Source organism: Methylobacterium sp. AC433, assembly GCF_979253015.1.
Genome location: NZ_CEEDBN010000001.1, coordinates 547,186 through 570,910, shown reverse-complemented (window position 1 = coordinate 570,910; position 23,725 = coordinate 547,186). Strand labels below are relative to the sequence as shown.

23 protein-coding genes are annotated in these 23,725 nt (G+C 70.4%); 14 read left to right on the top strand and 9 right to left on the bottom strand.

Features of this window, described 5'->3' with window-relative positions; genetic code table 11:
* Positions 1 to 203 precede the first annotated feature (203 nt).
* Together AC0IWM_RS02750 and AC0IWM_RS02745 are read left to right on the top strand one after the other, a co-directional pair.
* On the top strand, positions 204 to 860 hold the full coding sequence (locus AC0IWM_RS02750) for a glutathione S-transferase family protein (RefSeq protein WP_471752955.1): 657 nt from the start codon (positions 204 to 206) through the stop codon (positions 858 to 860).
* A gap of 137 nt (positions 861 to 997) precedes the next feature.
* Complete coding sequence (locus AC0IWM_RS02745) at positions 998 to 1,267, top strand: hypothetical protein (protein ID WP_471752954.1); 270 nt, start codon at positions 998 to 1,000, stop codon at positions 1,265 to 1,267.
* A gap of 93 nt (positions 1,268 to 1,360) precedes the next feature.
* Here the strand turns inward: AC0IWM_RS02745 and AC0IWM_RS02740 are convergent, their stop codons facing one another.
* Both AC0IWM_RS02740 and AC0IWM_RS02735 read right to left on the bottom strand, forming a co-directional pair.
* A complete protein-coding gene (locus AC0IWM_RS02740; protein ID WP_471752953.1) occupies positions 1,361 to 2,794 on the bottom strand; it encodes an ATP-binding protein in 1,434 nt (477 codons plus the stop codon).
* A complete protein-coding gene (locus AC0IWM_RS02735; RefSeq protein WP_447675438.1) occupies positions 2,791 to 3,519 on the bottom strand; it encodes a response regulator in 729 nt (242 codons plus the stop codon). The genes AC0IWM_RS02740 and AC0IWM_RS02735 overlap by 4 nt, the downstream gene beginning before the upstream one ends.
* Positions 3,520 to 3,826: 307 nt before the next feature.
* Between AC0IWM_RS02735 and AC0IWM_RS02730 the strand changes: the two genes are divergently transcribed.
* From AC0IWM_RS02730 to AC0IWM_RS02715, 4 genes are all read left to right on the top strand, one after another.
* On the top strand, positions 3,827 to 4,105 hold the full coding sequence (locus tag AC0IWM_RS02730) for an accessory factor UbiK family protein (RefSeq protein ID WP_471752952.1): 279 nt from the start codon (positions 3,827 to 3,829) through the stop codon (positions 4,103 to 4,105).
* Positions 4,106 to 4,409: 304 nt separating this feature from the next.
* On the top strand, positions 4,410 to 4,913 hold the full coding sequence (locus tag AC0IWM_RS02725; protein WP_055957499.1) for a type III secretion system chaperone family protein: 504 nt from the start codon (positions 4,410 to 4,412) through the stop codon (positions 4,911 to 4,913).
* Positions 4,910 to 5,737 (top strand): pyrroline-5-carboxylate reductase, encoded by an 828-nt coding sequence (gene proC / locus AC0IWM_RS02720; RefSeq protein WP_471752951.1) that lies wholly within the window; start codon positions 4,910 to 4,912, stop codon positions 5,735 to 5,737. Before AC0IWM_RS02725 ends, proC begins: the two co-directional genes overlap by 4 nt.
* A 66-nt stretch (positions 5,738 to 5,803) precedes the next feature.
* On the top strand, positions 5,804 to 6,607 hold the full coding sequence (locus AC0IWM_RS02715) for a TetR/AcrR family transcriptional regulator (RefSeq protein WP_471752950.1): 804 nt from the start codon (positions 5,804 to 5,806) through the stop codon (positions 6,605 to 6,607).
* Positions 6,608 to 6,611: 4 nt separating this feature from the next.
* Here AC0IWM_RS02715 and AC0IWM_RS02710 read toward each other — a convergent pair whose 3' ends face one another.
* From AC0IWM_RS02710 to AC0IWM_RS02695, 4 genes are all read right to left on the bottom strand, one after another.
* The gene (locus AC0IWM_RS02710) at positions 6,612 to 6,965 is read right to left on the bottom strand and encodes a cupin domain-containing protein (RefSeq protein ID WP_471752949.1); all 354 of its coding nucleotides are present in this window, start codon (positions 6,963 to 6,965) and stop codon (positions 6,612 to 6,614) included.
* An 18-nt stretch (positions 6,966 to 6,983) separates the two neighbouring features.
* Positions 6,984 to 7,595 (bottom strand): 5-formyltetrahydrofolate cyclo-ligase, encoded by a 612-nt coding sequence (locus tag AC0IWM_RS02705; protein ID WP_471752948.1) that lies wholly within the window; start codon positions 7,593 to 7,595, stop codon positions 6,984 to 6,986.
* A gap of 311 nt (positions 7,596 to 7,906) precedes the next feature.
* Positions 7,907 to 9,046 carry an HPP family protein gene (locus AC0IWM_RS02700; protein ID WP_471752947.1) on the bottom strand — a complete coding sequence of 380 codons (1,140 nt, stop codon included), beginning with the start codon at positions 9,044 to 9,046 and terminating at the stop codon, positions 7,907 to 7,909.
* A gap of 221 nt (positions 9,047 to 9,267) precedes the next feature.
* Positions 9,268 to 10,113, bottom strand: a complete 846-nt coding sequence (locus tag AC0IWM_RS02695) for an App1 family protein (protein WP_471753099.1) — start codon at positions 10,111 to 10,113, stop codon at positions 9,268 to 9,270.
* A gap of 590 nt (positions 10,114 to 10,703) precedes the next feature.
* Between AC0IWM_RS02695 and gntA the strand changes: the two genes are divergently transcribed.
* The 4 genes from gntA (at position 10,704) to AC0IWM_RS02675 (ending at position 13,505) form a co-directional block, all read left to right on the top strand.
* Positions 10,704 to 11,402 carry a guanitoxin biosynthesis heme-dependent pre-guanitoxin N-hydroxylase GntA gene (gene gntA / locus AC0IWM_RS02690; protein WP_471752946.1) on the top strand — a complete coding sequence of 233 codons (699 nt, stop codon included), beginning with the start codon at positions 10,704 to 10,706 and terminating at the stop codon, positions 11,400 to 11,402.
* Positions 11,392 to 12,015, top strand: coding sequence for a DUF1989 domain-containing protein (locus AC0IWM_RS02685; protein WP_471752945.1), 624 nt, complete (start codon positions 11,392 to 11,394; stop codon positions 12,013 to 12,015). Before gntA ends, AC0IWM_RS02685 begins: the two co-directional genes overlap by 11 nt.
* A gap of 105 nt (positions 12,016 to 12,120) precedes the next feature.
* The gene (rnhA, locus tag AC0IWM_RS02680) at positions 12,121 to 12,873 is read left to right on the top strand and encodes a ribonuclease HI (RefSeq protein WP_471752944.1); all 753 of its coding nucleotides are present in this window, start codon (positions 12,121 to 12,123) and stop codon (positions 12,871 to 12,873) included.
* A gap of 2 nt (positions 12,874 to 12,875) precedes the next feature.
* On the top strand, positions 12,876 to 13,505 hold the full coding sequence (locus AC0IWM_RS02675; protein WP_471752943.1) for a DNA-3-methyladenine glycosylase: 630 nt from the start codon (positions 12,876 to 12,878) through the stop codon (positions 13,503 to 13,505).
* Here AC0IWM_RS02675 and AC0IWM_RS02670 read toward each other — a convergent pair.
* The gene (locus AC0IWM_RS02670; protein WP_471752942.1) at positions 13,471 to 15,162 is read right to left on the bottom strand and encodes a methyl-accepting chemotaxis protein; all 1,692 of its coding nucleotides are present in this window, start codon (positions 15,160 to 15,162) and stop codon (positions 13,471 to 13,473) included. The two genes, AC0IWM_RS02675 and AC0IWM_RS02670, sit on opposite strands and share 35 nt — an antisense overlap.
* A 443-nt stretch (positions 15,163 to 15,605) precedes the next feature.
* On the opposite strand from AC0IWM_RS02670, the gene AC0IWM_RS02665 reads away from it, so the two are divergent.
* Positions 15,606 to 15,824 carry a hypothetical protein gene (locus tag AC0IWM_RS02665; protein WP_471752941.1) on the top strand — a complete coding sequence of 73 codons (219 nt, stop codon included), beginning with the start codon at positions 15,606 to 15,608 and terminating at the stop codon, positions 15,822 to 15,824.
* A 379-nt stretch (positions 15,825 to 16,203) separates the two neighbouring features.
* Positions 16,204 to 18,339, top strand: a complete 2,136-nt coding sequence (locus AC0IWM_RS02660) for a carbohydrate porin (RefSeq protein WP_471752940.1) — start codon at positions 16,204 to 16,206, stop codon at positions 18,337 to 18,339.
* 15 nt (positions 18,340 to 18,354) lie between these two features.
* On the opposite strand, the gene AC0IWM_RS02655 is transcribed toward AC0IWM_RS02660, so the two are convergent.
* Complete coding sequence (locus AC0IWM_RS02655; protein WP_471752939.1) at positions 18,355 to 18,654, bottom strand: hypothetical protein; 300 nt, start codon at positions 18,652 to 18,654, stop codon at positions 18,355 to 18,357.
* A 105-nt stretch (positions 18,655 to 18,759) separates the two neighbouring features.
* Positions 18,760 to 19,389, bottom strand: a complete 630-nt coding sequence (locus AC0IWM_RS02650) for a recombinase family protein (protein WP_471752938.1) — start codon at positions 19,387 to 19,389, stop codon at positions 18,760 to 18,762.
* Positions 19,390 to 19,989: 600 nt separating this feature from the next.
* Here AC0IWM_RS02650 and AC0IWM_RS02645 point away from each other — a divergent pair.
* Together AC0IWM_RS02645 and AC0IWM_RS02640 are read left to right on the top strand one after the other, a co-directional pair.
* Positions 19,990 to 20,562, top strand: coding sequence for a hypothetical protein (locus AC0IWM_RS02645; protein WP_471752937.1), 573 nt, complete (start codon positions 19,990 to 19,992; stop codon positions 20,560 to 20,562).
* A 779-nt stretch (positions 20,563 to 21,341) separates the two neighbouring features.
* Positions 21,342 to 23,588 (top strand): polysaccharide biosynthesis tyrosine autokinase, encoded by a 2,247-nt coding sequence (locus AC0IWM_RS02640; protein ID WP_056477628.1) that lies wholly within the window; start codon positions 21,342 to 21,344, stop codon positions 23,586 to 23,588.
* Positions 23,589 to 23,725 lie beyond the last annotated feature (137 nt).

The window sequence follows — 23,725 nt, the reverse complement described above, 5'->3', positions numbered from 1 at the left end:
TGTCGCGCGTGGCATCGGAATAACAGGTGAGCATCGCGTCGCCGCAGATCGTGACTGTGAAAGGTCAACCTCCGTGCTGGGAAAAAGCTCCCTTGTCGGCCGAGTGGCAGCTGGGGCGAGCGGAAACATCCTGCATCCTGGCTTGCCCCGGCGGCACGAGTCTTGGATCACGTGTTGGCGAGGAAACACCAGGGAGGTCCACGATGCCTGCGGCAACGCTGACGATTTCAAGCCGGAATTATTCGTCGTGGTCGCTGCGGGGCTGGCTGGTCTGCCGCATGGCCGGGCTCGACTTCGAGACGGAACTCCTCTCGGGCAACGACGCCTCCACCCGGGCGGAACTGCTGCACCTGTCGCCCTCCTTCCTGGTTCCCCGGCTCGTCCATGGCGAGATCATCGTCTGGGACACCCTCGCCATCGCCCAGTACCTCAACGAGATCCGGCCGGACGCCGGGTTCCTGCCGCGCAACGCCGTGGCCCGGGCCCATTGCCGCTCGATCTCGGGGGAGATGCATGGCGGCTTCATCAACCTGCGCTCGGCCCTGCCGATGAACCTCAAGGCGCGCCACAGCAACTTCAAGATCTTCAACGGCGCGCGGGGCGACATCGACCGGGTCGTCACCATCGTCGACGAGTGCCTGGGGCGCTACGACGGCCCGTTCCTGTTCGGCGAGACCCCGAGCCTCGCCGACGCGATGTTCGCTCCCGTCTGCACGCGCTTCCGCACCTACGATGTCAGCCTGCCGCGGCGGACCGAGGCCTATCGCGACACCATCCTGGCCTGGCCGCTGATGGAGGAATGGGCGGTGGAGGCGGCGCGGGAGCCCGAGGAGATCGAGGAACTCGACATGGAGTTCTGAGGCTTCGCGTTCCGCAGCAGCGTGGCCGCGTGCGCAGCGGCACGTCGTCCGGGCAGGGCGCCTCCCATATCATTCTCATCGCAGTCGAGACGCAGGGATAGACAGTCCCGGTCTCACATTGGAGTGATCGTCTTTCGATGAAACATCGTCTCTTCGCCCTCGTTGCCGCGACTGTTCTTGCCGTTGCGGCTCCGGCGACCGGAAGCTTCGCGCTCGACCGCGTCGTGCCGGCCTATGGCGATGTGCCGGCCTCGGTCTACGACGACATCACGACGGGCTCGATCCGTTCCTACGATGTCCCTGTCCCGGGCCGCTGCGCGGACAATTCGGCGAACCAGGGCAACGCCAACCAGCAGAACTTCCCGGTCCAGCAATACGGCCAGACCTCGGGCGGCCCGCGCTGCTGACACCCTGACGGCGTGACGTGAGCCGGCGCGACGCGTCGGCATCGGAGGAAGGCCCGGCCCGCGCGGTCCGGGCCTTTTTCGCGTCGTGGCCCCCTACTCGGCGGCGGCGCGGTGGCCCGGGTCGCTCGCGACGGGCGGCGGGTTCGCCGGAGCCGAGGCGGCCCGCGGCAGCTCGATCCGCGCGGTCAGGCCGCGCGGCGTCCGGTTGCGCAGGGTGAAGCGGCCCTCGTGCGAATCGACGATGGCGTGGACGATCGAGAGACCGAGGCCGAAGCCGCTGGCGGTGTCGAGGTTGCGCGCCCGGTCGCCGCGCACGAAGGGCTGGAGCATCGCGTCCCGCTCCGCCTCGGGGATACCGGGACCGTCGTCGCTCACCTCAACGGCGACGCCGCGTTCGGTCTGCGTCACCGTCAGCCGCGCCGCGCCACCGTACTTCACCGCATTGTCGACGAGGTTCACGATCGCGCGCTGCAGCTCGTCCGGCCGGGCCTGGACCAGGATGTGGCGGGTCTCGGCGACCCCGACGTCGGCGCCGATATCGGCGAACTCGTCCGCGACGGTCTGCACCACGGAGGCGAGATCGACCAGGGTCTTGGCGCCGCCCTCCGGGCCGTGGCCGTCGCGCACGAAGGACAGGGCCGCCTCCACGAGGCCGTTCATCTGGTCGAGGTCGCGCAGGGTCATGGTCCGTGCGTGCTCGTCCTCGATGAACTCGGCCCGCAGGCGCAGGCGGGTGATCGGCGTGCGCAGGTCGTGGCTGATCGCGGCGAGCATCTGGGTGCGGTCGTCGACGAGGCGGCGCACGCGGGCGCGCATCCGGTCGAGGGCCCGGGACAGGGTGACGACCTCCCGCGGACCGTTCTCGGGCAGGTCAACCAGGTTCATGCGGGTGCCGAAGGCGTCCGCCGCCTCGGCGAGGCGCGCCAGGGGCGCGGTGAGCGCCCGGGTGGCCCAGAGGCAGATCAGCGAGACGGCCACTCCGAGGAACACGAAGGTGAAGATGATGGCGCCCTGGCGCATCGGCGGGCGGTCGTCGTCGGGAACCACGGCCGAGAGCCGCGCGCCGTCCGGGGTCGCGATGCCGACGCGCACGCCCGCGGGCGCATCCGCCGGCCGCCTGGCCCCCCACAGGTCGGAGATGACGAGGGGGCGGCCGAAGCCGTCGCGCAGGCGCTGGACCACGAAATGGTCGCCGATCCGGTCGTCACCTGCCGGCTCGGGCGCGGCGGTCCCGGCATCGGTCTCCTCCCAGGGCTCGATCCGCAGGGTCGGCAGCATCCGGGCGGCGTTGGCGAGGAGCGCCGGACGGTCGGCCGGGCTGGCGCCGTCGAGGAGGCGGGCCACCGTCGCGAGGCGGTTGGCGGCGACGCCGGGATGGTCGTCGGGTCGCCACGGCTCGCGCAGGGTGAAGAAGGCCAGCGTCGCCATGGCGTGCGCCAGCACCACGGCGGCGACGATGAGCAGGGCGATCTGCCCGGCGACGCTCGACGGCAGCAGGGCGCGCAGGCGGCTCCAGCGGGTCCTCATGTGCGGGTGACCTCGGGCGTGAACAGGTAGCCGCCGGAGCGGATGGTGCGGATGATCTCGGGGTTGCGCGGGTCCTGTTCGATCTTCTGGCGGATGCGGCTGATCAGGACGTCGATGCTGCGCTCGAACGGGCCGGCCGCGCGCCCCTGCGTCAGGTCGAGGAGCTGGTCGCGCGAGAGCACCCGGCCGGGACGCAGGCAGAGAGCGTGCAGCAGGTCGAACTCCGCCCCCGTGATGGCGATGCGCGCATCCTCCGGGCTCAGGAGCTGGCGCAGGGAGACGTCGAGGGTCCAGCCGAGGAAATGCAGGCGGCGCACGCCCTCCTCCGCCTCGGCCTCCGTGCCGGAACCCCGCCGCAGGATGGCGCGGATGCGCGCCAGGAGTTCGCGCGGATTGAAGGGCTTGCCGAGATAGTCGTCGGCGCCGATCTCGAGCCCGATGATCCGGTCGATCTCCTCGGCCTTGGCGGTGAGCATCAGGATCGGGATGCGGGACGTGGCGCGCAGGCGCCGGCACAGGCTGAGGCCGTCCTCGCCCGGGAGCATCAGGTCGAGCACGACGAGGTCGACCCGCGCATCGGCCAGCACCTTGTCCATGGCCGCGCCGTCCCCGGCGAGGCTGACCCGGCACTCGTTGGCGCGCAGGTAGCGGGCGACGAGGGCGCTGATCTCGCGGTCGTCCTCCACGAGGAGAATGTGCGGATGGGTCGTGGTCGTCTGCGTCATGGTCCCGAGCATCGCGGCTCCCTCCGCATCCGGGGCGGCGGCCCGGACCCTGTGCGGATCTGTCAACGCGCGATTATGCGCCCGGGTGCGCGGAGTTCGAAGGGCCGGCGCGGCAGGGATTTGTAAATGCCTGTTTCGCGCCCCGCCGCCGGACATCACCGGAAACAACCTGCCCGGGACGTCTTGGGGACGCCGAAGCCTCGGCGCGGATTGCCGGAGCGCGCGGGGATTCTTATGTCGGGACCGAAGGCGCCGGTCTCGTGGCCGTCACGGACGGATGGCGGCCTCACTGCTCCGGGAGACGACGATGCAAGGCTCGAACCGGCTGTTCGACGATTTCGCCCGCCTGATGACCGACGCCGCCGGAGCCGCGCAGGGCGTGCGCCGCGAGGCGGAGACGGTGTTCAAGGCCCAGGTCGAGCGCCTGATCCGCGACATGGACATCGCCTCCCGGGAGGAGCTCGACGTACTGCGCGACCTCGTCTCGGCGCTGCGCACCCAGAACGACGCGCTGGCCGCCCGGGTCACCGCGCTCGAGGCGAAACACGGCACCGAACCGGTGGCCGGAGCCAGCGAGGCGATCTGATTCCAGGTTGATTCGCGGGCGCTCCAGCCCCGCCACGCTTGTGCACAGGAAGGAACGGTGGACGGTCGCTTTCCTGTTCACCGGCTTCGCGGGCCGCTTTGAAACGCGAGTCCAGCACGGTCTATAGTGGGTCATGACCTGATTCGCTCCCGACCCGAAGCGCCCTGAACCGAACAGAATCGCCGCCGGCCAGCACCCCGCCCGGGTGTGTGCGGCGCAAGTCCGGAACAGGGTGCCGCCGGTCTCGGAATCGAGTTTCACAACGACTTCGCCGATCTTTCCAAGATCGACACACTGGACCGCCATGACCCAACTCCACATCGAAGATCACGATCGGCACGAGCATCCGCTGGACATCGTCGAGCGCCTCGCGTCGCTGCGCGACTGGATCTTCGACCGGGCCGAGACCGACGAGATGTCGGTCTCCGTGGCCGGGCGCTGGGCCGACTATCACGTGGCCTTCACCTGGATCGAGGACGTGGAGGCGCTGCACGTCGCCTCCGCCTTCGACCTCAAGGTGCCCGAGCGCCGCCGCACCGAGATCCTGACGCTGGTCTCCCTGGTCAACGAGCAGCTCTGGGTCGGTCATTTCGACCTCTGGTCCACCGACAACGTGGTGATGTTCCGCCACTCGCTGCTGCTGACCGGCGGCGCGGCCCCGACCCAGGGCCAGTGCACGATGATGCTGAAATCGGCCGTCGATGCCTGCGAGCGCTACTATCAGGCCTTCCAGTTCGTGCTCTGGGCCGGCAAGTCCGCCCGCGAGGCCCTCGACGCGGTGCTGTTCGAGACCGAAGGCGAGGCGTGAGCGCGCGGCCCGTCTCCGCCCTCCCGGCCTCCCTCACCCTGGTGGGGGCCGGCAACATGGGGGGCGCCATGCTCGCCGGCTGGCTGGCGGGCGGCCTCGATCCGGCCCGCACCACCATCCTCGATCCCCAGCCCTCGCCGGAGATGCAGGCGCTCTGCGCGGCGCGCGGGCTCGCCCTGAACCCGGCCGCGCCCGCATCCTCCGAGACCCTGGTGCTGGCCATGAAGCCGCAAGGGCTCGAGGGTGCGGCGCCCGCGCTGGCGCCGCTCGTCGGGCCTCGGACCCTGGTAGTGTCGATCCTGGCGGGCAAGACCATCGCCAACCTGCGCGACCGCCTGCCCGGCGCCCGCGCCATCGTGCGGGCGATGCCCAACCTCCCGGCCAGCATCGGACGGGGCGCCACCGGTGCCGTGGCCAGCGCCGAGGTCGATGACGGGCAGCGGGCGCAGGCCCACGCGCTCCTCGCCAGCGTCGGCCTCGTGGAATGGCTCGACGACGAGGCGCTGATCGACGCCCTGACCGCCGTCTCGGGTTCAGGCCCGGCCTACGTCTTCCTCCTGGCCGAGGCGATGGCGCAGGCGGGTGTCGCCGCCGGCCTGCCCGCGGACATGGCCGCGCGCCTCGCCCGCTCCACCGTCGCGGGGGCCGCCGCGCTGCTCGAGGCCAATCCCCGCGACGCGGCACTCCTGCGCCAGGACGTGACCTCGCCGGGCGGCACCACCGCCGAGGCGCTGGCCGTGCTGATGCGCAGCGGCGGCCTGCCGGACCTGATGCGCGAGGCCGTGGACGCGGCGCGGCGCCGCGCCGGAGCCCTCGCGGGCTGAACCGGCCCTGACGATCCGGCGGCCCCACCCTACATGAAGGCCTGATTGGACGAGGATCGCACGACCATGGCCAAACGCCCCGGCTCTCCCAAGCCCGAGACACACAAGACCGAGACGGATCCCGCCGACACTCTGCCGGTGGCGGTCGCCTCGCCCGAAAGGAAGCTGCCCCCACGCGAGGCCGCCGTCGAGGCGCTGATGCGGCTCGCCGCCGAGCAGCCGTGGAACGACATCGAGGTCGGCGACATCGCCCGGGAGGCGGGCCTGTCGCTCGCCGAATTCCGCGACCTGTTCCCGTCCAAGGGGGCGGTGCTCGGAGGCCTGTCGCGCCTCATCGACCGCAAGGTGCTGGAGGGCGACAACGCGGATCTGGCCGACGAGCCGACCCGCGAGCGCCTGTTCGACGTTCTGATGCGCCGTCTCGACGCGATGACGCCCTACAAGGACGCCCTGCGCCGGATCTCCTACGCCCTGCGCGGCGATCCGCTCTCGATGCTGGCGCTGAACGGGGTCGCGCTGAACTCGCACCGCTTCATGCTGGCCGCCGCCGGCATCAACACCGAGGGGCCGCTGGGCCGCCTCAAGCTCCAGGGCGTGGTCATCGCCTTCGCCCGCACGGTGGAGGTCTGGCTCGACGACGACGATCCGGCGCTGGCCCGCACCATGGCGCGCCTCGACAAGGAGATCCGCAACGGAGAGCGCTTCATGGAGCGCGCCGACGACGCTCGCCGCCTCACCGCCCCCTTCCGGGCGCTCGGCCGCTCACTCCTCGACCGGGGCGGCCGCTCGCGCCGGGCCCGCAACGCGGCGGACGAACGCAGCGAGGATGCGGGCACCCCCCTCGGGGGCGACCCGGCCGCCGCGATCTGAGCCGCTACCCGCCCGCCGGCGGATCGATCTCGCCCAGATGGACGGCGAGCCAGACCGTCGGTCGGGCGGGATCGGTGAAGGTGACCCGGTGCTCGGTTATGGCCGGGATGAACAGGGTGTCGCCCGGCGCCAGCGCCGTCTCCGCGCCCGCCATTGCGACGCGCGCCGCACCGGCCAGGAGCAGGACCCACTCGTCATGGGCTTGCCGATATGGCTGGTCCGGGGGCGTGACCTGACCCTGCGAGACGATGCGCTCGATCCGGCATCCGGGCCGGGAGAGGAGTTCGGTGAAGACCTCGCTCCCCGAAGCGTCGGGCAGTTCGGCGAGCAGGTTGGCGTCACGCGCGAGGCGGCTCATGCGGCGGCGTCTCCCTCGTCAGTCCGGGTCCGTCTCTGTGACGATCAGGTCCATCGGCAGGTCGTGGGCCTGGGGATGGATGCTCGCGAGGCGCGACAGGCTGAAGCCCACCCCGATGCAGAGGGGCTTGGCCGGCATGGCCGCGATGGTCCGATCATAGTAGCCGCCGCCGTAGCCGAGACGATAGTTGCGCCCGTCGAACCCCACCAGCGGCGCGAGGACGATGTCCGGCAGGACCGGATCGCCCTGCGCCGGGATCGGGATGTCCCAGACGCCGCGCGCCATGGCGATGCCCGGCCGCCATTCGCGAAACTGGAGCGGCTCCGCCTCGGCGACGACGACAGGGAGGGCCAGACGCACACCCTGCCCCTGAAGGCCTGTCAGGAAGGCTCGGGCATCGTACTCGCCGCGGAACGGCCAGGAGAAGCCGATCAGCGGCTTCGTCCGCCCAGCGAGGAGCACTTTCAGCCGTTCGGTGATCCGGTCGCTCCAGGAGGTTCGGTCCCGGGAGTCGATGCGCTGTCGCCGCGCGATGAGGTCGGCCCGCATCGCCCGACGCCATTGCCGGATGGCCGGCCAGTCGGACCCGGTCGGCTGAGAGGTCTCCGATGCTGTGAAGGCGTCACCCACCTCTCCCCTCCCGTGCTCGCGTACTGGCTGAGATCGGGCTCGGCGAAACCGAGCCTGTCCCCGTCAACGCGGCTGGGCGCGGGACGGTGACAGCTCGGGCGGCGTCCGAAGCGGGGTCAGCCCCGCCCGAGCATCCGATGGACCTGCCAGGTCAGCATCATGCTCGCGACCATCAAGGTCGCGTAGAGGAGGTGGAGGAGAATCGGCGCGTCGTGCATCGGCTCGAACCCGTGGGGCTACGGTGCGAGGGAGCACGCTGCCCTGCAACAACCGCGCCACGGGCCGGGCGATGCGCCGCCGGCCCCTCGGGTTCAGGAGGCCTCGGCGGCACTCAGGTCGAAGGCCTTGTTCGAGACGAGGCGCGTCAGCACCGCGAGCAGGTCGGTCTGGGTGACGATCCCGAGGATCCTGTCATTCTCGCCCGTCACCACCACCGCATGGGTGCGGCCGTTGGTCAGGGGCTCCACGAGGCTGACCACGGGCTCGGCCGCCTTGGCCGTGCGCGCCTCCGACATCACCTGCGCGATGTCGCCCTCTCCGCGCAGGGCGAGTTCGCGCAGGCCCAGGGTCCCGGCGAGCCGACCCGCCGCGTCCACCACCGGCAGGGTGCGGATGTTGTGCCGGAGGAGCAGGTCGCGCGCCCGCGTCAGGGGCTCGTTCAGGCCGATCGTGATCACGTCGCGGGACATCACGGCATTGCAATCCAGGCTGCCATGCGCCCGCACGAGAGCCTGGCTCTCGACCTCCCGCAGCAGCCGGTCGAGGTCGCTGCGGTCGATGTCGAGGGTCTCGTGAAGATTGAGGAGCGCCGCGTCGACGTCGCGGGCGTTGAATCCGACCCGGATCGGAGCCGGCAGGTCGGTCGTCCCGTGCGGGCTGGCCGGAGGTGGCGCCGGCACGTGCGGATACTTGCGCCCGGAGATCCGGTGGAAGGCGATGCCGAGGCCGACCAGGATGATGGAGTTCAGGCAGACCGGCACGAACGGGAACAGGAAGCCGGAGGAAGAGATGGCCGGTCCGCCGATGAGCGCGGTGAGCGCCGCGGCCCCGCCCGGCGGGTGCAGGCAGCGGGTGAAGGACATCACCGCGATGGCGAGCGAGACGCCGACTCCGATCGCCAGCACCGGGTTCGGGATGAAGTGGGCGGCGGTGACGCCGATCAGGGCCGAGATCGTGTTGCCGCCGATGATCGGCCAGGGCTGAGCGAGGGGACTCGCCGGCACCGCGAAGAGCAGCACCGCCGTCGCCCCCATCGGCGCCACGATGAGCGGGATGTGCGGACCCTGCCCGACCATCCAGCCGCTCACCAGACCCGTCAGGGCGATGCCGATGAGGGCACCGAGGCAGCCGATCAGGCGCTCGCGCAGGGTGGCGCCGGCCAGGATCGGCCGGAACAGGCGGAAGCCGGACACGGTGTCGGCTCGGCGGTCGGGACCGGAGGTGTTGGACATTCCTCTGCCCTCGCTCGCGCGGCGCCCATCTGGCGGGCGAACGCTGAAAATGCAGGCTGACAACTCTGGTATACCAGAGAGATCTTATAGGGCGAGGCCTAAATTGCAAACGGCATGGGCAGAATGCCGTGCGCATAGGCAGGCACGGCGCACGGGCCGCTCCGAGCGGTGGTGCCGGGCGGCTTCGAGGCCACATCCGAGGTTATCTGGCTCTGCCGGGCTCAGGCGGGCGGGTCGGACCGGCCCGGCTCGACGATGACGTTGGGCGGCGTCGGACCCGCGCCGTCGAGCACCTTGCGCAGGGCGCGGGCGCGGGTGCGGCCGGCATGCCGGCGCGTCTCCGGCACGGTGCCGTATTCCCGCGCCACCTCGGCCATGGCGGAGCGGGCGATCAGGCCCTGCTCGGCGGCGTGCTCGGCCATGGCGAGGCTGTCGGCGGCCAGAACCAGGCTGCTGCCGGCGGCCTCCACCGCCTCCGCGAGCTTGGCGATCTCCTCCAGCCGCCCCGCGTCCCGCGAGACGTTGCGGATGTAGACCGCCGCCACCCGGCCCGGATGGGCGGCGACGATTTCCGCATAGACCTCGGGATCGTGCTGGCCGCTGTCGCCGATGAGGACGAAGGGCAGGTCGTGGTAGAGCGCCAGCATGTGGTCGATGAGGTGGCGCTTGTGATCCTCGGCCCGGCGCGGCAGCGGGCTCGTCCAGGACAGGCCCCATTCCCGCAGGAACAGCACCGGCCCGACGGGAATCCGGTGCATGACGAAGAACTCGCTGAGCATGTCGTAGAGGCCCCAGGGCGCCCGCGAGACGTAGAGCATCGGGTTGCCCTCCGCCCCGCACGGACCGGCATAGAGCGCCCGGTACAGGGCGGCGGCGCCCGGGAAGGCGACGCGGTTCTCGGCATCCTCCACGAACAGGCGCCACAGCATCTTCACCTTGTTGGCGACGCCCGTGCGCATGACCGTGTCGTCGATGTCGCTGATCACCACCCGCCGACAATCGGCGGAGGGGATGAACACCTGCCCCTTGGCCCGCACCGGCTCGGGGCCGGCCAGGTCGAGCTCCATGCTGTGCCAGGAGGCCTGCGGGGGCGCGGGCAGGTTCGGCCGCAGGTGGACGCGGAAGTAGCCGTCCCGGTCGGTGACGACCTGTTCCTCGCAGCCGAAGAAGCGGGCGGTGAGAACCGCGCCCGCCACCTTGCGGCGGGTGATGCGGCGCCGGATGTCGCGCAGTTCGGCCGCCCAGCCCTCGTCGGGGGCGTTGGCCGCCCGTTGCGACTGGCGGAAGACCCGGCCGATGAGGAAGACCTCGTCGCGCGAGCCGTAGCCCCGATAGGTCTCCACCACCGTTCCGGCGCGGCCCTGGGAGCGGCGGACGGGCTTGGCCAGCAGGCGCAGCGCCCGCAAGCTGCCCTTCGCGAACCGGGCGGCCCCCTGTCGGACGGTCATGGTTGGGTCGTCATCGTGGTCGGGTCCCGTCTCGGCATCGCCGGTTCAATGCCCGGCGCCGGCAAAGGTTCTGCGCGGAGCCTGTGCCACCCTCCCGCCCGAAGCTGCGGCGCAGGGGTGCCATGCCGTCGCGCGAACGGAACTCGGCCATCCAGGTCCGGTTCACCTCGGGCACCCTGCGTTCCGGGTGCTGTCAGCGTCGAGTCTCCATGCATCTCCCCACCGACGACAGCGGCCATCCCCTGGCCGTGCAGTTCCAGGACTTCATCCGAAGCCAGCCCTTCCCCTGCGTCGGCGCGAAATCCACCCTCTCCAGGGGCCAGATGAAGATCGTCGTGGCTCGCAGCATCGCCTCGAGCTGGGACGATCCCCGGCTCTATCCGGCGCTCCTCGCCTTCATCTGCCGCTACCGCGCCAAGCCCGACCTGTTCCAGAGCTTCGCCGTCATCTTCGAGGAGCCGACGGATCTCGGCGAGGAGGCCTTCGAGCGCCACCTCTGGGACCGCGTGCAGTCCCTGTCGGACAAGGACGCGTTCCTGGGCCAGCGCTACGACGCGCGCGTCGAGGCCGATCCGAACGATCCGCACTTCTCGCTCTCCTTCGGCGGCGAGGCGTTCTTCGTCGTGGGCATGCATCCCGGCGCGAGCCGCCCCGCCCGGCGCTTCCCGCATCCGGTCCTGGTCTTCAACCTGCGCGCCCAGTTCGAGCAACTGCGCGCGGAAGGCCGCTACGAGAAGCTGCGCAGCGCGATCCTGTCCCGCGACGAGGCGCTCGCCGGCTCGATCAACCCGATGCTGGCCCGGCACGGCGACGCCTCCGAGGCGCGCCAGTACAGCGGCCGCGCCGTCGGGGCCGACTGGATCTGCCCGTTCCGGGGCCGCGCGCCGGAGGCCCAGGATGCCGCCTGAGACCAACCCCCACGCATCGACCCTGCACGAGATCGCGCCCCGCTCCGGCGTCGCCTTCACCCTCGACAAGGGCGAACGCCTCACCGTGATCGACCCAGAGGGCGAGCAGGTGGCCGACCTCCTCGCCTTCGTGCGCGGCGACCTCGACGAGGTGATCTCGTCGGGCCGGACCCTGGACTATGCCAGCCGGATCTATCTCACCACGGGCGACCCGATCTATTCCAACCGCTCGAACGTGCTCCTGCGCATCGTCGCGGACACGGTGGGCCGGCACGACTTCCTGCTCACCCCGTGCTCGGCCGACACCTTCCGGATCATCTACGGCGACACCCATCCGCACCGGGGCTGCTTTGGCAACCTCGCGGCGGCGCTGGCGCCCTACGGCGTCGTGCCGGACCGGATCCCGGTGGCCTTCAACGTGTTCATGAACGTCACCGTCGACGGGGGCACGGGCGCCCTCAAGGTCGAGCCGCCCCTCAGCCGGGCGGGCGACCACGTCACCTTCGAGGCGGAATGCGACCTCGTGATCGGGCTGACCGCCTGCTCGGCTCTGCAATCGAACAACAACAGCTTCAAGCCGATCCGCTACCGCATCGATCCGGCCCGCGCCTGAGGCGGGTGCCCGAGGGACCCGCGCCCGTGCTATGGGCGGCGCCCGGATACCCCGGCGCCGCCTCTCCCCGGGGCGGCCCGTCGTGAACAGGTCGAAGCGAGCCCCATGCGAACCATCGTCTATGCCGACGGCGGATGCGATCCCAATCCCGGCCCCGGCGGCTGGGGCGTGGTGATCGAGGCCGAGAGCGGCCGGATCGAGCTCTGCGGCGGCGACCGGGCCACCACCAACAACCGCATGGAGCTGACGGCCGCGATCAACGCCCTGCGCCACTTCCCCGAGGGCGCGCAGATCGAGATGCGCTGCGACAGCCAGTACGTCATCAAGTCGGTGACCGAGTGGATGCGGGGCTGGAAGGCCAAGGGCTGGCGCACCGCCACCGGCCCGGTGAAGAATGTCGAACTGATGCAGGAGCTCGATGCCCTGGCGGCGCGGCGCGACGTGCGCTGGACCTGGGTCCGGGGCCATGCGGGCGAGGCCGGCAACGAGCGCGCCGACCGACTGGCGGCGCAGGGGCGGCGCGAGGCCCTCGGCCTGCCGCCGCGTCCGGAGACCGGACCGGCACCGCTCACCGGCACCGCCGCCCTGCGCGCGGCCGCCGCCCCGGCCGTGTCCCAGGCGGCCCTGGCGACCGCGCCCGCCGCGGCCGAGCCGGCTCCGGCGCGCACGAGCGCGATTCCCCTCGATCTCGGCCTCGGCCTGGAGGTGTCGCGGGCCGCGAAGGCGTCCGGCCTGACGCCGCAGGCCTATGTCGAGCGGGCGGTCCGGCTCGCCCTCGACCTCGGCCCCGAGGGGCTGGAGCGCGCCCGCGCCGACCTGCGCGGCGCCAAGGGCGCGAAGGGCGCGTCCACCCCTTGAGCATGGCCGGCGCTCCCGTCGGAACGCCCCTCCCGGCCGGCTTCTTCGCCCGGCCGGCAGCGGCCGTGGCCGTCGCCTTGATCGGCTGCGACCTGCGCGTGGACGGGGTCGGCGGGACCATCGTCGAGACCGAGGCCTACGATCGCGGCGACCCGGCCTCGCACAGCGTCAACGGCCCGACCCGGCGCAATGCCAGCATGTTCGGGCCGGCGGGGCACGCCTACGTCTACCGCTCCTACGGCATGCACTGGTGCCTGAATCTCGTCTGCGAGCCGGGCAGCGCGGTGCTGATCCGGGCGCTGGAGCCCCGCCACGGGCTCGAGACGATGGCGGCGCGGCGCGGGCTGTCCGATCCGCGCCGGCTCTGCGCCGGGCCCGGACGCCTGTGCCAGGCGCTCGCCGTCACCCTCGCGATGGACGGTCTGGCCCTCGAGGCGCCGCCCTTCGCGCTCACCGCCCCCGTGACGGCGCCCGCCTGGATCGCCGATCGCCGGATCGGGATCTCCCGCGCGGTGGAGACGCCCTGGCGCTTCCTGCTCGCCGGCTCGCGGGCCGTGAGCCGGCCGCCCTCGCGCCACGCGACGCCGGGCCACGCCCTCACGCCGCCCGGACCGTCTCCAGGAAGCGCGTGACCTGCTGGGTGAGATGCTCCGACTGGGCGGTCAGGTCGGAGGCCGACACCAGGACCTGACGGGCGGCGGCGCCGGTCTCCTCGGCCGCGTGGGCCACGCCCGAGATGTTCTCGGTGACCTCGCTGGTGCCGCCGGCGGCCTGGCCGACGTTGCGGACGATCTCCTGGGTGGCCGAACCCTGCTCCTCCACCGCCGCCGCGATCGTCGTCGTCACCTGGCTGATCTCGCCGATCCGGCCGCTGATGGTGCGGATCGCCCCCACCGCCTGCGCCGTCGAGGCCTGGATGCGGCCGATCTGCTCCTCGATCTCGTGGGTCGCGCGCGTGGTCTGGTTGGCGAGTTCCTTGACCTCGGCGGCGACGACCGCGAAGCCGCGCCCCGCCTCGCCGGCCCGGGCCGCCTCGATGGTGGCGTTGAGCGCCAGGAGGTTGGTCTGGCCCGCGATGGTGGTGATGAGGGCGACGACGTCGCCGATCCGCGCGGCGGCGGAGCTGAGGTCCTGGACGAGCCCGGCGGTCTGGGCCGCCTCCTCCACCGCCCGCAGGGCGAGGTTCGCCGAGCCGTCGACCTGGCGGCCGATCTCCTGCACCGACGAGCCGAGCTCCTCGGCCGCGGCCGCCACGGTGTTGACGTTGGAGGCGGCCTCCTCGGCGGCGGCCGCCACCGTCACCGACCGGTCGGTGGTGCGGGCCGCGTTGGTGCTCATCGCCTCGGCGGTGACCTGCAGCGCGCCGGCCGAGGCCGATACGGTGGCGATGATCGAGCCGACCGCCGCCTCGAAGCCGTCGGCGAGCTCGTGCATGGTGCGCTGACGCTCCGCCGCCGCCGCGGCGCCCGCGATCTGCCGGCGCTCGGCCTCCTCCGAAGCCTTGCGGGCGACGAGGGCGCGGATCTCCTCCACGGCGCGGCCCACGGCACCGACCTCGTCGCGCCGGTCGCGCCCGAGGATCACCGCATCGCTGTCCCCGCGCGCCATCCGGCCCAGGGCCTCGACGAGCTGGCCGATCGGCCGGGTGATGCCGAACACGGCGACGAGCCCGGCCGCCGCCAGGCCGGCGAGGAGGCCGAGGCCGCCGAGAAGCAGGGTGTTGGTCCGGGTCCGGTCCGTCATCGCGGCGAGGTCGCGCGCGCCGTCATCGACGAAGGTGCGGATGTCCCGGCCGAGGGCGCTTCCCTCGGCCACCATGGCGTCGAAGGTCGGGTCGACGGTCTGGTGCAGCAGGGCGACGGCCTCGGTCTTCAGGCCGCTGCTCGCCAGGGTCCGCGCCTCGGAGCTGTCGGCGATGAAGCGGTTGACCCTCTGCTTCAGCACGTCGATGCGCGGTCCGAAGCTGGGCGCCGCGTCCCGCAGCTCCGCCAGGACCTTGTTCAGGCGCTCGCTGGCCTCCTCGAACCCCTTGTCGGTCCGCTGCATCTCGCCGGGGCTGGTCTCGGCGATGTTGCGGAAGTTGAAGTAGCTCATCGTGAAGACCAGGCGGTTGACCGTGCGCAGGTCCGCGATCGCCTTGGTGTCGTGGGAGATGAAGCGGCTGTAGGCGCCGTCGATCATCGCCATCTGGGTGGTGGCGTACCAGAGGCAGCCGCTGACGATGAGCCCGATCAGGCTGACCACGGCGATCAGTTTGGTGATGATGCTGAAGCGCGCGAGCAGAGCCACGGGAGATCTCCGGAATGATTTCGTGGTCATGCTACGAAGCGGAAGCTTAAATCCGGGCTAAGGGATCGTCAGTGCTCACAATTTGCGCTGCAAAGCAGGAATTCAGCATTATATTTACTTGCCCGATCCGTGCTGATCTTTTCTCGACCCAGGATCGGTGCGCGATCTCGTCAAATGATTCGATCACGAATACGTGACGGCGAACGGCGTTCCGAGAGCGGAAGGCAAGGCCGATCGCGTGGATCGACGCGAAAAAAACCCGCCGCGGCGGGAGCCGGGCGGGGGTGAGGTCATCGAGCTTGGGTCGCCGGTGCAACGGCCGGGCGGCGCTATGGTTCCGGATCGCGCCGCCTGAACTCCGGGCCGAAGGTTCGCGTTTCCCCGGCGAGCCTGCCCCGTCAGGCGATCGGGACGCGCCGCGCGCCATCCGCCAGGGAACGACCATGCCCACGACCGATGACCGGAAGACCCAGTACCTCGCCGAGCGCGAGCGCCTGATGCGAGACCTCGCCGCGCTCGGGCAGGATGCGCAGACGGAAAAGCGCCGGTTCGAAGACGGCTACGCCCTGCGCGACATGGACGAGGGCACCCGGGAAGGTCTCCGCCTGCGGATCGGCGAATTGACCGCGTTGATCGCGAAGATCGACACGGGCGACGCCTGACGGCGCCCGGGCCGTCCGTCGCCGCGACCAAAAAAGCGGCCCGCAGGAGCAATGCCCCGCGGGCCGAGACGGTCCGAAACCTTGGAGATGCTCAGGCTAGACCGTGCACCGAGGCCCGGCATCCCCCAAATGGGGGGCGTCGAGACGGTCATCGGGCCTTCGCAGACGCCCGCTAGGAACTGGGCTCGGCCGTGAGGTCCGCTTCCCGCCGGCATGGCCCCCCGGATCCCCGGCCGGCCCCGTGCCAAGTGCCAAGGACCTGCGCTTGCGCTGTTTGAGCAACAGTCGCGCCGATCCAGGGCGGGCTCGGATTAAACCATATTGTCACAGTTATAGCATCGTCTATACCGCGTCTTCGGAACGGAGGCTCGGGGGCGACATGACGAGACCGGATCGCTATGGCCGCGGCAGACACAGCCGCGGGCTGGGCGCCAGCATCGCCCTGTTCACCCTGACATCCGTGTCCGGTGCGCAGGCCGCCGATCTCGCCCCGTCGCGGCCCGCGCCCGCGGTGCCCGCCTTCGTCGACTGGTCGGGCCCGTACCTCGGCATCGAGGGCAGCGCCGGCAATTCCTACGGGGCCTACGGTTTTCGCGACACTACGGTCGGCGGCCGTCCGGTCCGGGCGTTCAGGACGGGCGACGCCACCGGGCGGTCGGACCTCGGCCGCAACGCGACGACCGCCGTCGGCGGCCTGTTCGGCGGCTACAACTGGCAGACCGGTCCCTGGCTCTACGGGATCGAGGCCGACGTCGCGGGTGCGAACCTGAAGCGGCCCGTTCTCCTGCCCACGCCCGGCTTCGTCGGCGACGGCGATCCGGGCCTCGGCCTGATCCGGGCCAAGACGGACGTCTACGGCACCCTGCGCGGGCGTTTTGGCTACGCTTTCGAGCGGTCGCTGGTCTATGCGAGCTTCGGGCTCGCCGGCGCCAATGCCCGCATCCTGGCGAGCTATCCCGATCCCGGCGCCGGGCTCGTCTCCACGGCGAGGCGCGATCTCTCCGCCCTCGGCTTCACCCTGGGAGCCGGCGTGCAGTTCGCCGTGACCGAGAGCCTCGCTCTCGGGATCGACTACCGCTACCTCGACCTCGGCGGCAGCGGCCGCTTCGACCTCGGCGCGATCCCGGGCCTCGGCCCGGTGACGACGCGGCAGGATTCCTTCACCTCGCACCAGATGATGGCGCGCCTGTCCTGGCATCCGAACGGATTCGTGCTGCCGCCCGAGGCCGACGAGGCCGCCCCGCACGATCCCGGCAGCGGCTTCGGCGACCGCTTCTCGCTCCACGGCCAGACCACCTTCATCGCCCAGGGCGTGCCGGGCTTCCGCGCGCCCTATACCGGCCCGGCGAGCCTGATCGGCCGCCAGGTCCAGTCGACCACCACCGCCACCGCCTTCCTGGGGCTCAAGCTCTTCGAGGGCACGGAACTCTACTACAACCCGGAATTCTCCCAGGGCTTCGGCCTCAGCCGGACCCTCGGCGTCGCCGGCTTCGTCAACGGCGAGGCGCAGAAGGCGGGCGCGCCGTTCCCGAAGCTGCGCTCCAACCGCTACTTCGTGCGCCAGACCTTCGGCCTCGGCGGCGAGACCGAGGACGTGCCGGACGGCCCGAACCAGGTCGCGACCCGGCGGGACATCGAGCGGATCACCGTGGTGGCGGGCAAGTTCGCGCTCGGCGACTATTTCGATGGCAACGTCTACGCCCACGACCCGCGGGTCGATTTCATGAACTGGGGCATCTGGGCCTCGGGTGCCTACGACTTCCCGGCCAACCTGCCCGGCTTCACCCAGGGCGTGATGGTCGAGTACAACCGCGCCGAATTCGCCATCCGCGCCGCCTACACCCAGGTGCCGAAGGAGCCCTCCAGCGACGTCCTCGACCCGCGCGTGTTCCGGCGGGCGGGCACCACCATCGAGTTCGAGGAGCGCCACGTGCTGCCGGGCCTCGACCAGCCCGGCAAGCTGCGCCTCGGCTTCTTCACCAATGTCGGCAACACCGCCGATTTCCGCGAGGTGGTGTCGCTGACCCAGGCCGGCGTGTTCGGCGACATCAACGACGCGGCCGCCGCCACCCGGGCCGCGCGGCGCAAGACGGGCTTCTACCTCAACCTCGAACAGGCGGTGACGCCGGACCTCGGCGTCTTCGCCCGGTTCAGCGCCAATGACGGCCGCACCGAGAGCCTGTCCTTCACCGACATCGACCGCTCCGTCTCCGGCGGCGTGTCGCTCAAGGGCACCGCCTGGGGTCGGCCCGGCGACACCGTGGGCCTCGGCACCTCGATGAACGCGATCTCGCCCAGCCACCGTGCCTTCTTCGCCAATGGCGGCGTCGGCCTCCTCATCGGCGACGGTCAGCTCAACTACGCGCCCGAGCGCGCGGTCGAGGCCTACTACGCCTTCGCCCTGAACAAGGCCCTGACCCTGTCGGTCAATTACCAGCACGTGGTGAACCCGGCCTACAACCGGGACCGCGGGCCGGCCGACTTCTTCGGCACCCGCATCCACGCGGATTTCTGAACTTCGGGTGCCCCGTCAGGAGCGGGGACGCTCGGGCTGGTCACAGCGATAGGCCCGCCCGTTGACCGAGGCGACCGGAACGAAGCGGCCGCCCGCGGCCCGGCACTCGGCCACATGCGCGTCCATGGCCCACTTGTCGGCGAGCGCGAGGCTGAGGGGCACCACCGTGACCACGAGCAGGAGGGCGACCACGGCGCAGACCGCCCAGCCGACGCCGCGAGGCGGCGGCTCCGGCGGATGGAACCGCTCGGGCGGAAGCGGCGCCAGGAACGCCAGCGTGGTCAGCCCGAGGAGAGTGGCGGTGCCCATGGTCATCCCGCATCGGTCAGGCCCGCCAGACTATCCCATGCGTCCGCGCACGGGAGGCGACCATACGAAGCAGCACCCCGGCCGCGTTCGACGCTCCCACCCGCCCGGGCGTCAGGCCCAGCGCGCCAGCGCCGCCTCCGCCTCCGCGGCGTTGTCGCGGATGCGGTAGATGGTCTGCCGGCTGAGGCCCGTCGCGGCGGCGATCGCGGAGATTCCCCGGCCTTCGCCGAGCGCGCCGCGCACGGCCTCGTACTGCGCCCGGCTGAAGCTCGGCTTGCGTCCGCGATAGGCATCGCTGCGCGCCCGCGCCTGAGCGATTCCGGCCTTCTGCGCCTCTCGCATGGCTTCCGCCTGGGCCTGAGCGGTCGCCGCCATGAAGCCGATGAGGGCGTCGCGCACGGCCTGCTGCATCGGGTCCGCGGCGGCGCCGTCGAAGGTGAGCCGGTGGATGACCGTGCGCACCACGACGCCGCGCCGCATCATCTCCCGCAGCGTATCGCAGACGTCCGCATAGTTGCGGCCGAGGCGGTCGACCCAGCGCACCACCAGGACGTCGCCCCGGCGCAGCAGATCGAACAGCCGGCGTCCCTGCGGCCGCTCGTGCAGGCCGATGCTCAGGCCCGACACGCCGTCATCGGCCACCACCTCGTCGATGGCAAAGCCCGCCGCCACCGCCTGGGCCTGCTGATGCGCGATGGTCTGGTCGCCGGTGGACACCCGGACGTAGAGAATGGTCTTCATCGATCGTCGTCGCCCTCGCAGATTTGGCCCGCAGGACGAAGCGGGGGCGTCCGGCTGTCAATCCTCGTGAACAGACCCCGACCTTCGGGGGCACCGGGTCCGTACCGGCGGGTATTTCGAAGATCCGCGCCGTCACGAGCCCCTTGGCTTCGCGGACCGCAAATCTCAGGACCATGAGCGAGGCCGATCTGGACCCGTAACCGGACGGACCAGCCGGGAATCCTTCCCGTCGTGAATTGTCCCGAACTGACGTTTTCCTCGACCACCCAACAGCCGCGAGCGAGATCAAGCTCACGCGTCCGCCCTTTACGGAATGCACCCCAGAGTGCCCGGCCGCGATTCGACGAAGCCGAAGTCCAGCGCCGATTCGGATCATGGATCTACAGAATCGACCCGCCGGATCGGCGGTTTCCGACCTGTGAATATCGCGGACATTTGATTGTGGAACTGGACGACATGGCTTAAAGTTGCCGTCCGAGCAGGAAGTGCCTGCCGGTTCGGGGCTTTGGGTCAATGAGCAGACGTTACGCGGCTCTCTTCGGAGCAGTCGTCTCCACGGGCCTCTCGATCTCCGGCGCTTCGGCGGCGACGGACGGGTGCATGCCGGCGCGCTCCACCGAAGTCGAGGCGTCCGCCGAGCGTCTCGCGGCCGATCCGGCCTCTCTCCTCACCCAGTTCGGCGCGGGCGGCGGGACGATGGCGATCGAGGTCCGCAACGCGACCCTCCGGAGTCCCGACCTGGTCGATCGACTCCTGACGCTGAACGGCAAGGGAACCGCCGACCAGATGCGGGCGCTCGGCACCGGGTTGGGTGCGGCGGCGGTGATCTGCATGCGGAGCAGCCCGACCATCGCGCTTCGGATGCAGCGCGCTGTGGTGGTCGCCGGCAACCAGGACGTTCAGCGCGGCTTCGAAGGCGTGGCGGGCGACATCGTGACGGAGGCCGTTCCGGTCGATCCGCCGTCCGTGCCGCCGGGCGAAGTGGCCGACAGCGTTCCCGGCGGGGGCGTCTATCCGCGCACACCGCTAGAGAGGAGCAGCGGCGTGCTTCCCACAGGGTCCGTCTACCTCCTGAGCGGAAACTTCATCGCGGCGGCCGGCACGCGCGGTTCGTCGAGCAGCGGGGATCCCCTCTCCAGCCGGTCCGGCTCGGTGAGCGCGTTCAGACCCTAGACCCGGCAAAAAAACTTCCCGCCCGCGCTCGGGTCGTTGCGGCGCACAAATTTTTAACGGTCAGCACCTTGTAAGAGGGGTTGCTTGGTCTAAAGTCCTTCTACGCAGCCAGCCGCGACCGGGTTTGCCGTGTTGCAGCGCGCAGGTGGGAGGTTGCCGATTTGAGGGTGTGTCCAAAGACTGGATGGTCGGACCGGCTCCCCTCAAGATCGTCGGTCAGCGCAGCGTCCGAATGCGTTTCGCCGCCTCGTCTTCGCAATCGCGCCCCATGCATCGCCTTCGATCGTCCCTTTGTTCGATTCGCCGGCGGCGCGCCGATTTGCTGCACCGCAACGGCCCGTCTTCCTGTGAAGGGCGGGACGGCACCGAATTTGCTCCGGATCTTCGGCGGGGTTCGCCGAGTCGGCGTTCCTCGCGGACCCATCGGTGTCGGCACGAATCGCGGCAGGGCGATCGCCGAGGGCGACCCGGCGTTTGGAACGCCGACGGCCCCGAAGCTGTCGGCTCCAGCGTCGACGCGTCGGCCCATCGAAACCCGCGGCACCCGGGTCAGGGCGAACCGGCCGGGAAACGGCGGCACGATGTCGGGCCTCCGTCCTCAAGGTCCGGCACGACGGGATGGTCAGGCGGACATGCCTTTCTAAACACGCATTGCCGGCCTAACCCGGCGATAGGCACCAAGTGGGCTTCAGACACTGAGCCTGCCTGGTCGATCTCGGACAGGGCACCTTGTTACATTGTCTTCGAACGCACCAAATGACCGGTGGGAGAATATCGGGATGCTGAAGCTGCTGGACCAGACGCGTCCCATGCCCGAAGAGCCACAGGAACGGCCGGCAAAGAAGCTCGACCTCAAAGATATGGTCATGATCCTGCGCCGGCAGTGGCCCGTGATCCTGGCCTGTACGCTCGTCGGCATGTTTCTGGCCGTGGGTTACGTCGCCACGTCTGCGCCGCGCTACACCGCCTCGGTGAAGTTGCTGATCGACACCCGGAAGAACAATGTCCTCTCGAAGCAGGAGGTCAACTTCGGTGGCCCGGTCGATGCCGGTGCCGTCGAGAGCCAGGTCGAGATCCTGAAATCCGAGGGCGTGGCGCGGTCCGTGATTCGCGACCAGCAGCTCCTCAAGGACCCGGAATTCGTCGGCTCGGGCTCGCCGTCCCTGATCGGCTCGCTGCTCTCGCTGTTTTCCTGGGACGACTCGGAACCGGCCGTGCGCTCGCAGGAGGACATCGAGCGGGACGCGATCCAGGCGTTCGTGAGACGCGTCACCGCGAAGCGCGTCGGCCTGACCTACGTGATCCAGGTCGATGTGCAGACCACGAATCCCGAGAAGTCGGCCCGCCTCGCGAACGCGATCGCGGACGCCTACATGGTCGGCGAGCTGGACGCGAAGTTCCAGGCCACCCGCCGTGCCAGCCGGTGGCTGCAGGAGCGCATCACCGAGCTCAAGGCGCAGGCGACGCAGAGCGACCTCGCCGTGCAGGCGTTCAAGTCCGAGAACAACATCGTCGACACGAGCCGCGGCCTGATGAGCGAGCAGTCGCTGGCGGACGTGAACAGCCAGCTCATCCAGGCGCGGGCGGTCACGGCGGAAGCCAAGGCCCGCCTCGATCGCGTCCGCGAGATCAGCAACGGAAACCTGCCGGATGCGACGGTCGCCGACGCCCTGCGCAACGACGTGATCAACCGCGCTCGCGCGCAGTACCTCGACGCCGCGCGCAAGGAGGCGGATTGGTCGGCCAAGTACGGCCCCCAGCACAGCGCCACGGTGAATCTCCGCAACCAGATGGAGGAGCTCAAGCGCTCGATCGTCGACGAGGTCCGCAGAATCGCGCAGACCTATGAGAGCGACTACAACATTGCCCGGGCGCGCGAGGTCTCCCTCGAGACCAGCCTCTCCAAGCTCGTCGACCAGGCCGGCACGAGCAGCCAGGCGCAGGTCAAGCTGCGCGAACTCGAGAGCTCGTCCCAGACCTATCGCAATCTGTACGACAGCTTCCTGCAGAAGTTCGAGGAGGCGACGCAGCAGCAGACCTTCCCGATCACCGATGCGCGCGTGATCACGCCGGCGACGGAGCCGTCGGGGAAATCCGGTCCGAAGACGATGCTGATCGTTCCGGCGGGCACGATCGCGGGCTTCATGATGGGCGTCGTCGCGGCGATCGGCCTCGAGCTCCTGAACAGCTTCTTCCGCACCCCGGCCGAGATCAAGCAGCAGACCGGCCTGGAATGCATCGGCATCCTTCCGTCGGTCCCGGATTCCGGCGCGAGCCTGCCCTCGGCGATCAACGTCACCTCGAAGGTCGCCCTCGGGAAGGGCAGTCGCTTCCGGCACGTCGTCGATACGCCGTTCTCGCGCTACACGGAGGTTCTGCGCAACGTGAAGGTCTCGATCGACATCGCGCGCCTGGGACGCGAGGTGCGGGTCATCGGCCTGATCTCGTCCCTGCCGAAGGAGGGCAAGACCACCGTGGCCGCCAATCTGGCGGAACTGGTGGCCCAGACCGGTCACCGGGTCCTGCTGATCGATGGCGACCTGCGCAACCCGACCCTCACCCGCAATCTCACCCCCCATGCCGAGGTCGGTGTCGTCGAGGTTCTCCGCCGCGCGGTGGGCCTCGCGGACGGGGTCTGTCGCGACACCGAGACCGGCCTGGACTTCCTTCCGGCGGTCGTGCCGCAGCGGATTCCCAACACGGCCGAGCTGCTCTCGTCGATGGCGATGGCCCAGCTCCTGTCGGATGCGCGCGGGACCTACGAGTACGTCTTTGTCGACTTCGCTCCCATCATGTCGGTGGCGGATGCCAAGGCCGCCGCTCACCTCATCGATGCGTTCGTGTACGTCGTCGAATGGGGCAAGACCTCCCAGCACGCCGTCGTCGAGGCACTCTCGAACGCCGGCGCGATCCACGAGCGGACCCTCGGCGTCGTCCTCAACAATGCCGATATCGCCGCCCTGAAGCGTCTCGAGTTCTACAAGGGACGCTACTACAGCGACTATTATCACGAAGAAGCCGCCTGACCCTCCCCGCTCCCGGAGCAGCGACGTCGACGTCGCCGTTCCGGGGCCTCGGCCCGGCCTCAGGACCCTCGACGGCGCTTGCGCCGTGACGGTCCGGGTCCGGCATACGAAAATCCGTGCTGCGGTCCGCGGGTCTT

What these genes read in the sequence shown, in the direction of transcription:
- AC0IWM_RS02675 (WP_471752943.1), top strand. Translation starts at nt 12,876, where the DNA reads ATGGCCGGCGCTCCCGTCGGAACGCCCCTCCCGGCCGGCTTCTTCGCC.
- AC0IWM_RS02715 (WP_471752950.1), top strand. Translation starts at nt 5,804, where the DNA reads ATGGCCAAACGCCCCGGCTCTCCCAAGCCCGAGACACACAAGACCGAG.
- AC0IWM_RS02750 (WP_471752955.1), top strand. Translation starts at nt 204, where the DNA reads ATGCCTGCGGCAACGCTGACGATTTCAAGCCGGAATTATTCGTCGTGG.
- AC0IWM_RS02640 (WP_056477628.1), top strand. Translation starts at nt 21,342, where the DNA reads ATGCTGAAGCTGCTGGACCAGACGCGTCCCATGCCCGAAGAGCCACAG.
- gntA (WP_471752946.1), top strand. Translation starts at nt 10,704, where the DNA reads ATGCATCTCCCCACCGACGACAGCGGCCATCCCCTGGCCGTGCAGTTC.
- AC0IWM_RS02695 (WP_471753099.1), bottom strand. Translation starts at nt 10,113, where the DNA reads ATGGAGCTCGACCTGGCCGGCCCCGAGCCGGTGCGGGCCAAGGGGCAG.
- AC0IWM_RS02665 (WP_471752941.1), top strand. Translation starts at nt 15,606, where the DNA reads ATGCCCACGACCGATGACCGGAAGACCCAGTACCTCGCCGAGCGCGAG.
- AC0IWM_RS02735 (WP_447675438.1), bottom strand. Translation starts at nt 3,519, where the DNA reads ATGACGCAGACGACCACGACCCATCCGCACATTCTCCTCGTGGAGGAC.
- AC0IWM_RS02645 (WP_471752937.1), top strand. Translation starts at nt 19,990, where the DNA reads ATGCCGGCGCGCTCCACCGAAGTCGAGGCGTCCGCCGAGCGTCTCGCG.
- AC0IWM_RS02710 (WP_471752949.1), bottom strand. Translation starts at nt 6,965, where the DNA reads ATGAGCCGCCTCGCGCGTGACGCCAACCTGCTCGCCGAACTGCCCGAC.
- AC0IWM_RS02655 (WP_471752939.1), bottom strand. Translation starts at nt 18,654, where the DNA reads ATGACCATGGGCACCGCCACTCTCCTCGGGCTGACCACGCTGGCGTTC.
- rnhA (WP_471752944.1), top strand. Translation starts at nt 12,121, where the DNA reads ATGCGAACCATCGTCTATGCCGACGGCGGATGCGATCCCAATCCCGGC.
- AC0IWM_RS02700 (WP_471752947.1), bottom strand. Translation starts at nt 9,046, where the DNA reads ATGTCCAACACCTCCGGTCCCGACCGCCGAGCCGACACCGTGTCCGGC.
- AC0IWM_RS02660 (WP_471752940.1), top strand. Translation starts at nt 16,204, where the DNA reads ATGACGAGACCGGATCGCTATGGCCGCGGCAGACACAGCCGCGGGCTG.
- AC0IWM_RS02730 (WP_471752952.1), top strand. Translation starts at nt 3,827, where the DNA reads ATGCAAGGCTCGAACCGGCTGTTCGACGATTTCGCCCGCCTGATGACC.
- AC0IWM_RS02725 (WP_055957499.1), top strand. Translation starts at nt 4,410, where the DNA reads ATGACCCAACTCCACATCGAAGATCACGATCGGCACGAGCATCCGCTG.
- AC0IWM_RS02650 (WP_471752938.1), bottom strand. Translation starts at nt 19,389, where the DNA reads ATGAAGACCATTCTCTACGTCCGGGTGTCCACCGGCGACCAGACCATC.
- AC0IWM_RS02685 (WP_471752945.1), top strand. Translation starts at nt 11,392, where the DNA reads ATGCCGCCTGAGACCAACCCCCACGCATCGACCCTGCACGAGATCGCG.
- AC0IWM_RS02745 (WP_471752954.1), top strand. Translation starts at nt 998, where the DNA reads ATGAAACATCGTCTCTTCGCCCTCGTTGCCGCGACTGTTCTTGCCGTT.
- AC0IWM_RS02740 (WP_471752953.1), bottom strand. Translation starts at nt 2,794, where the DNA reads ATGAGGACCCGCTGGAGCCGCCTGCGCGCCCTGCTGCCGTCGAGCGTC.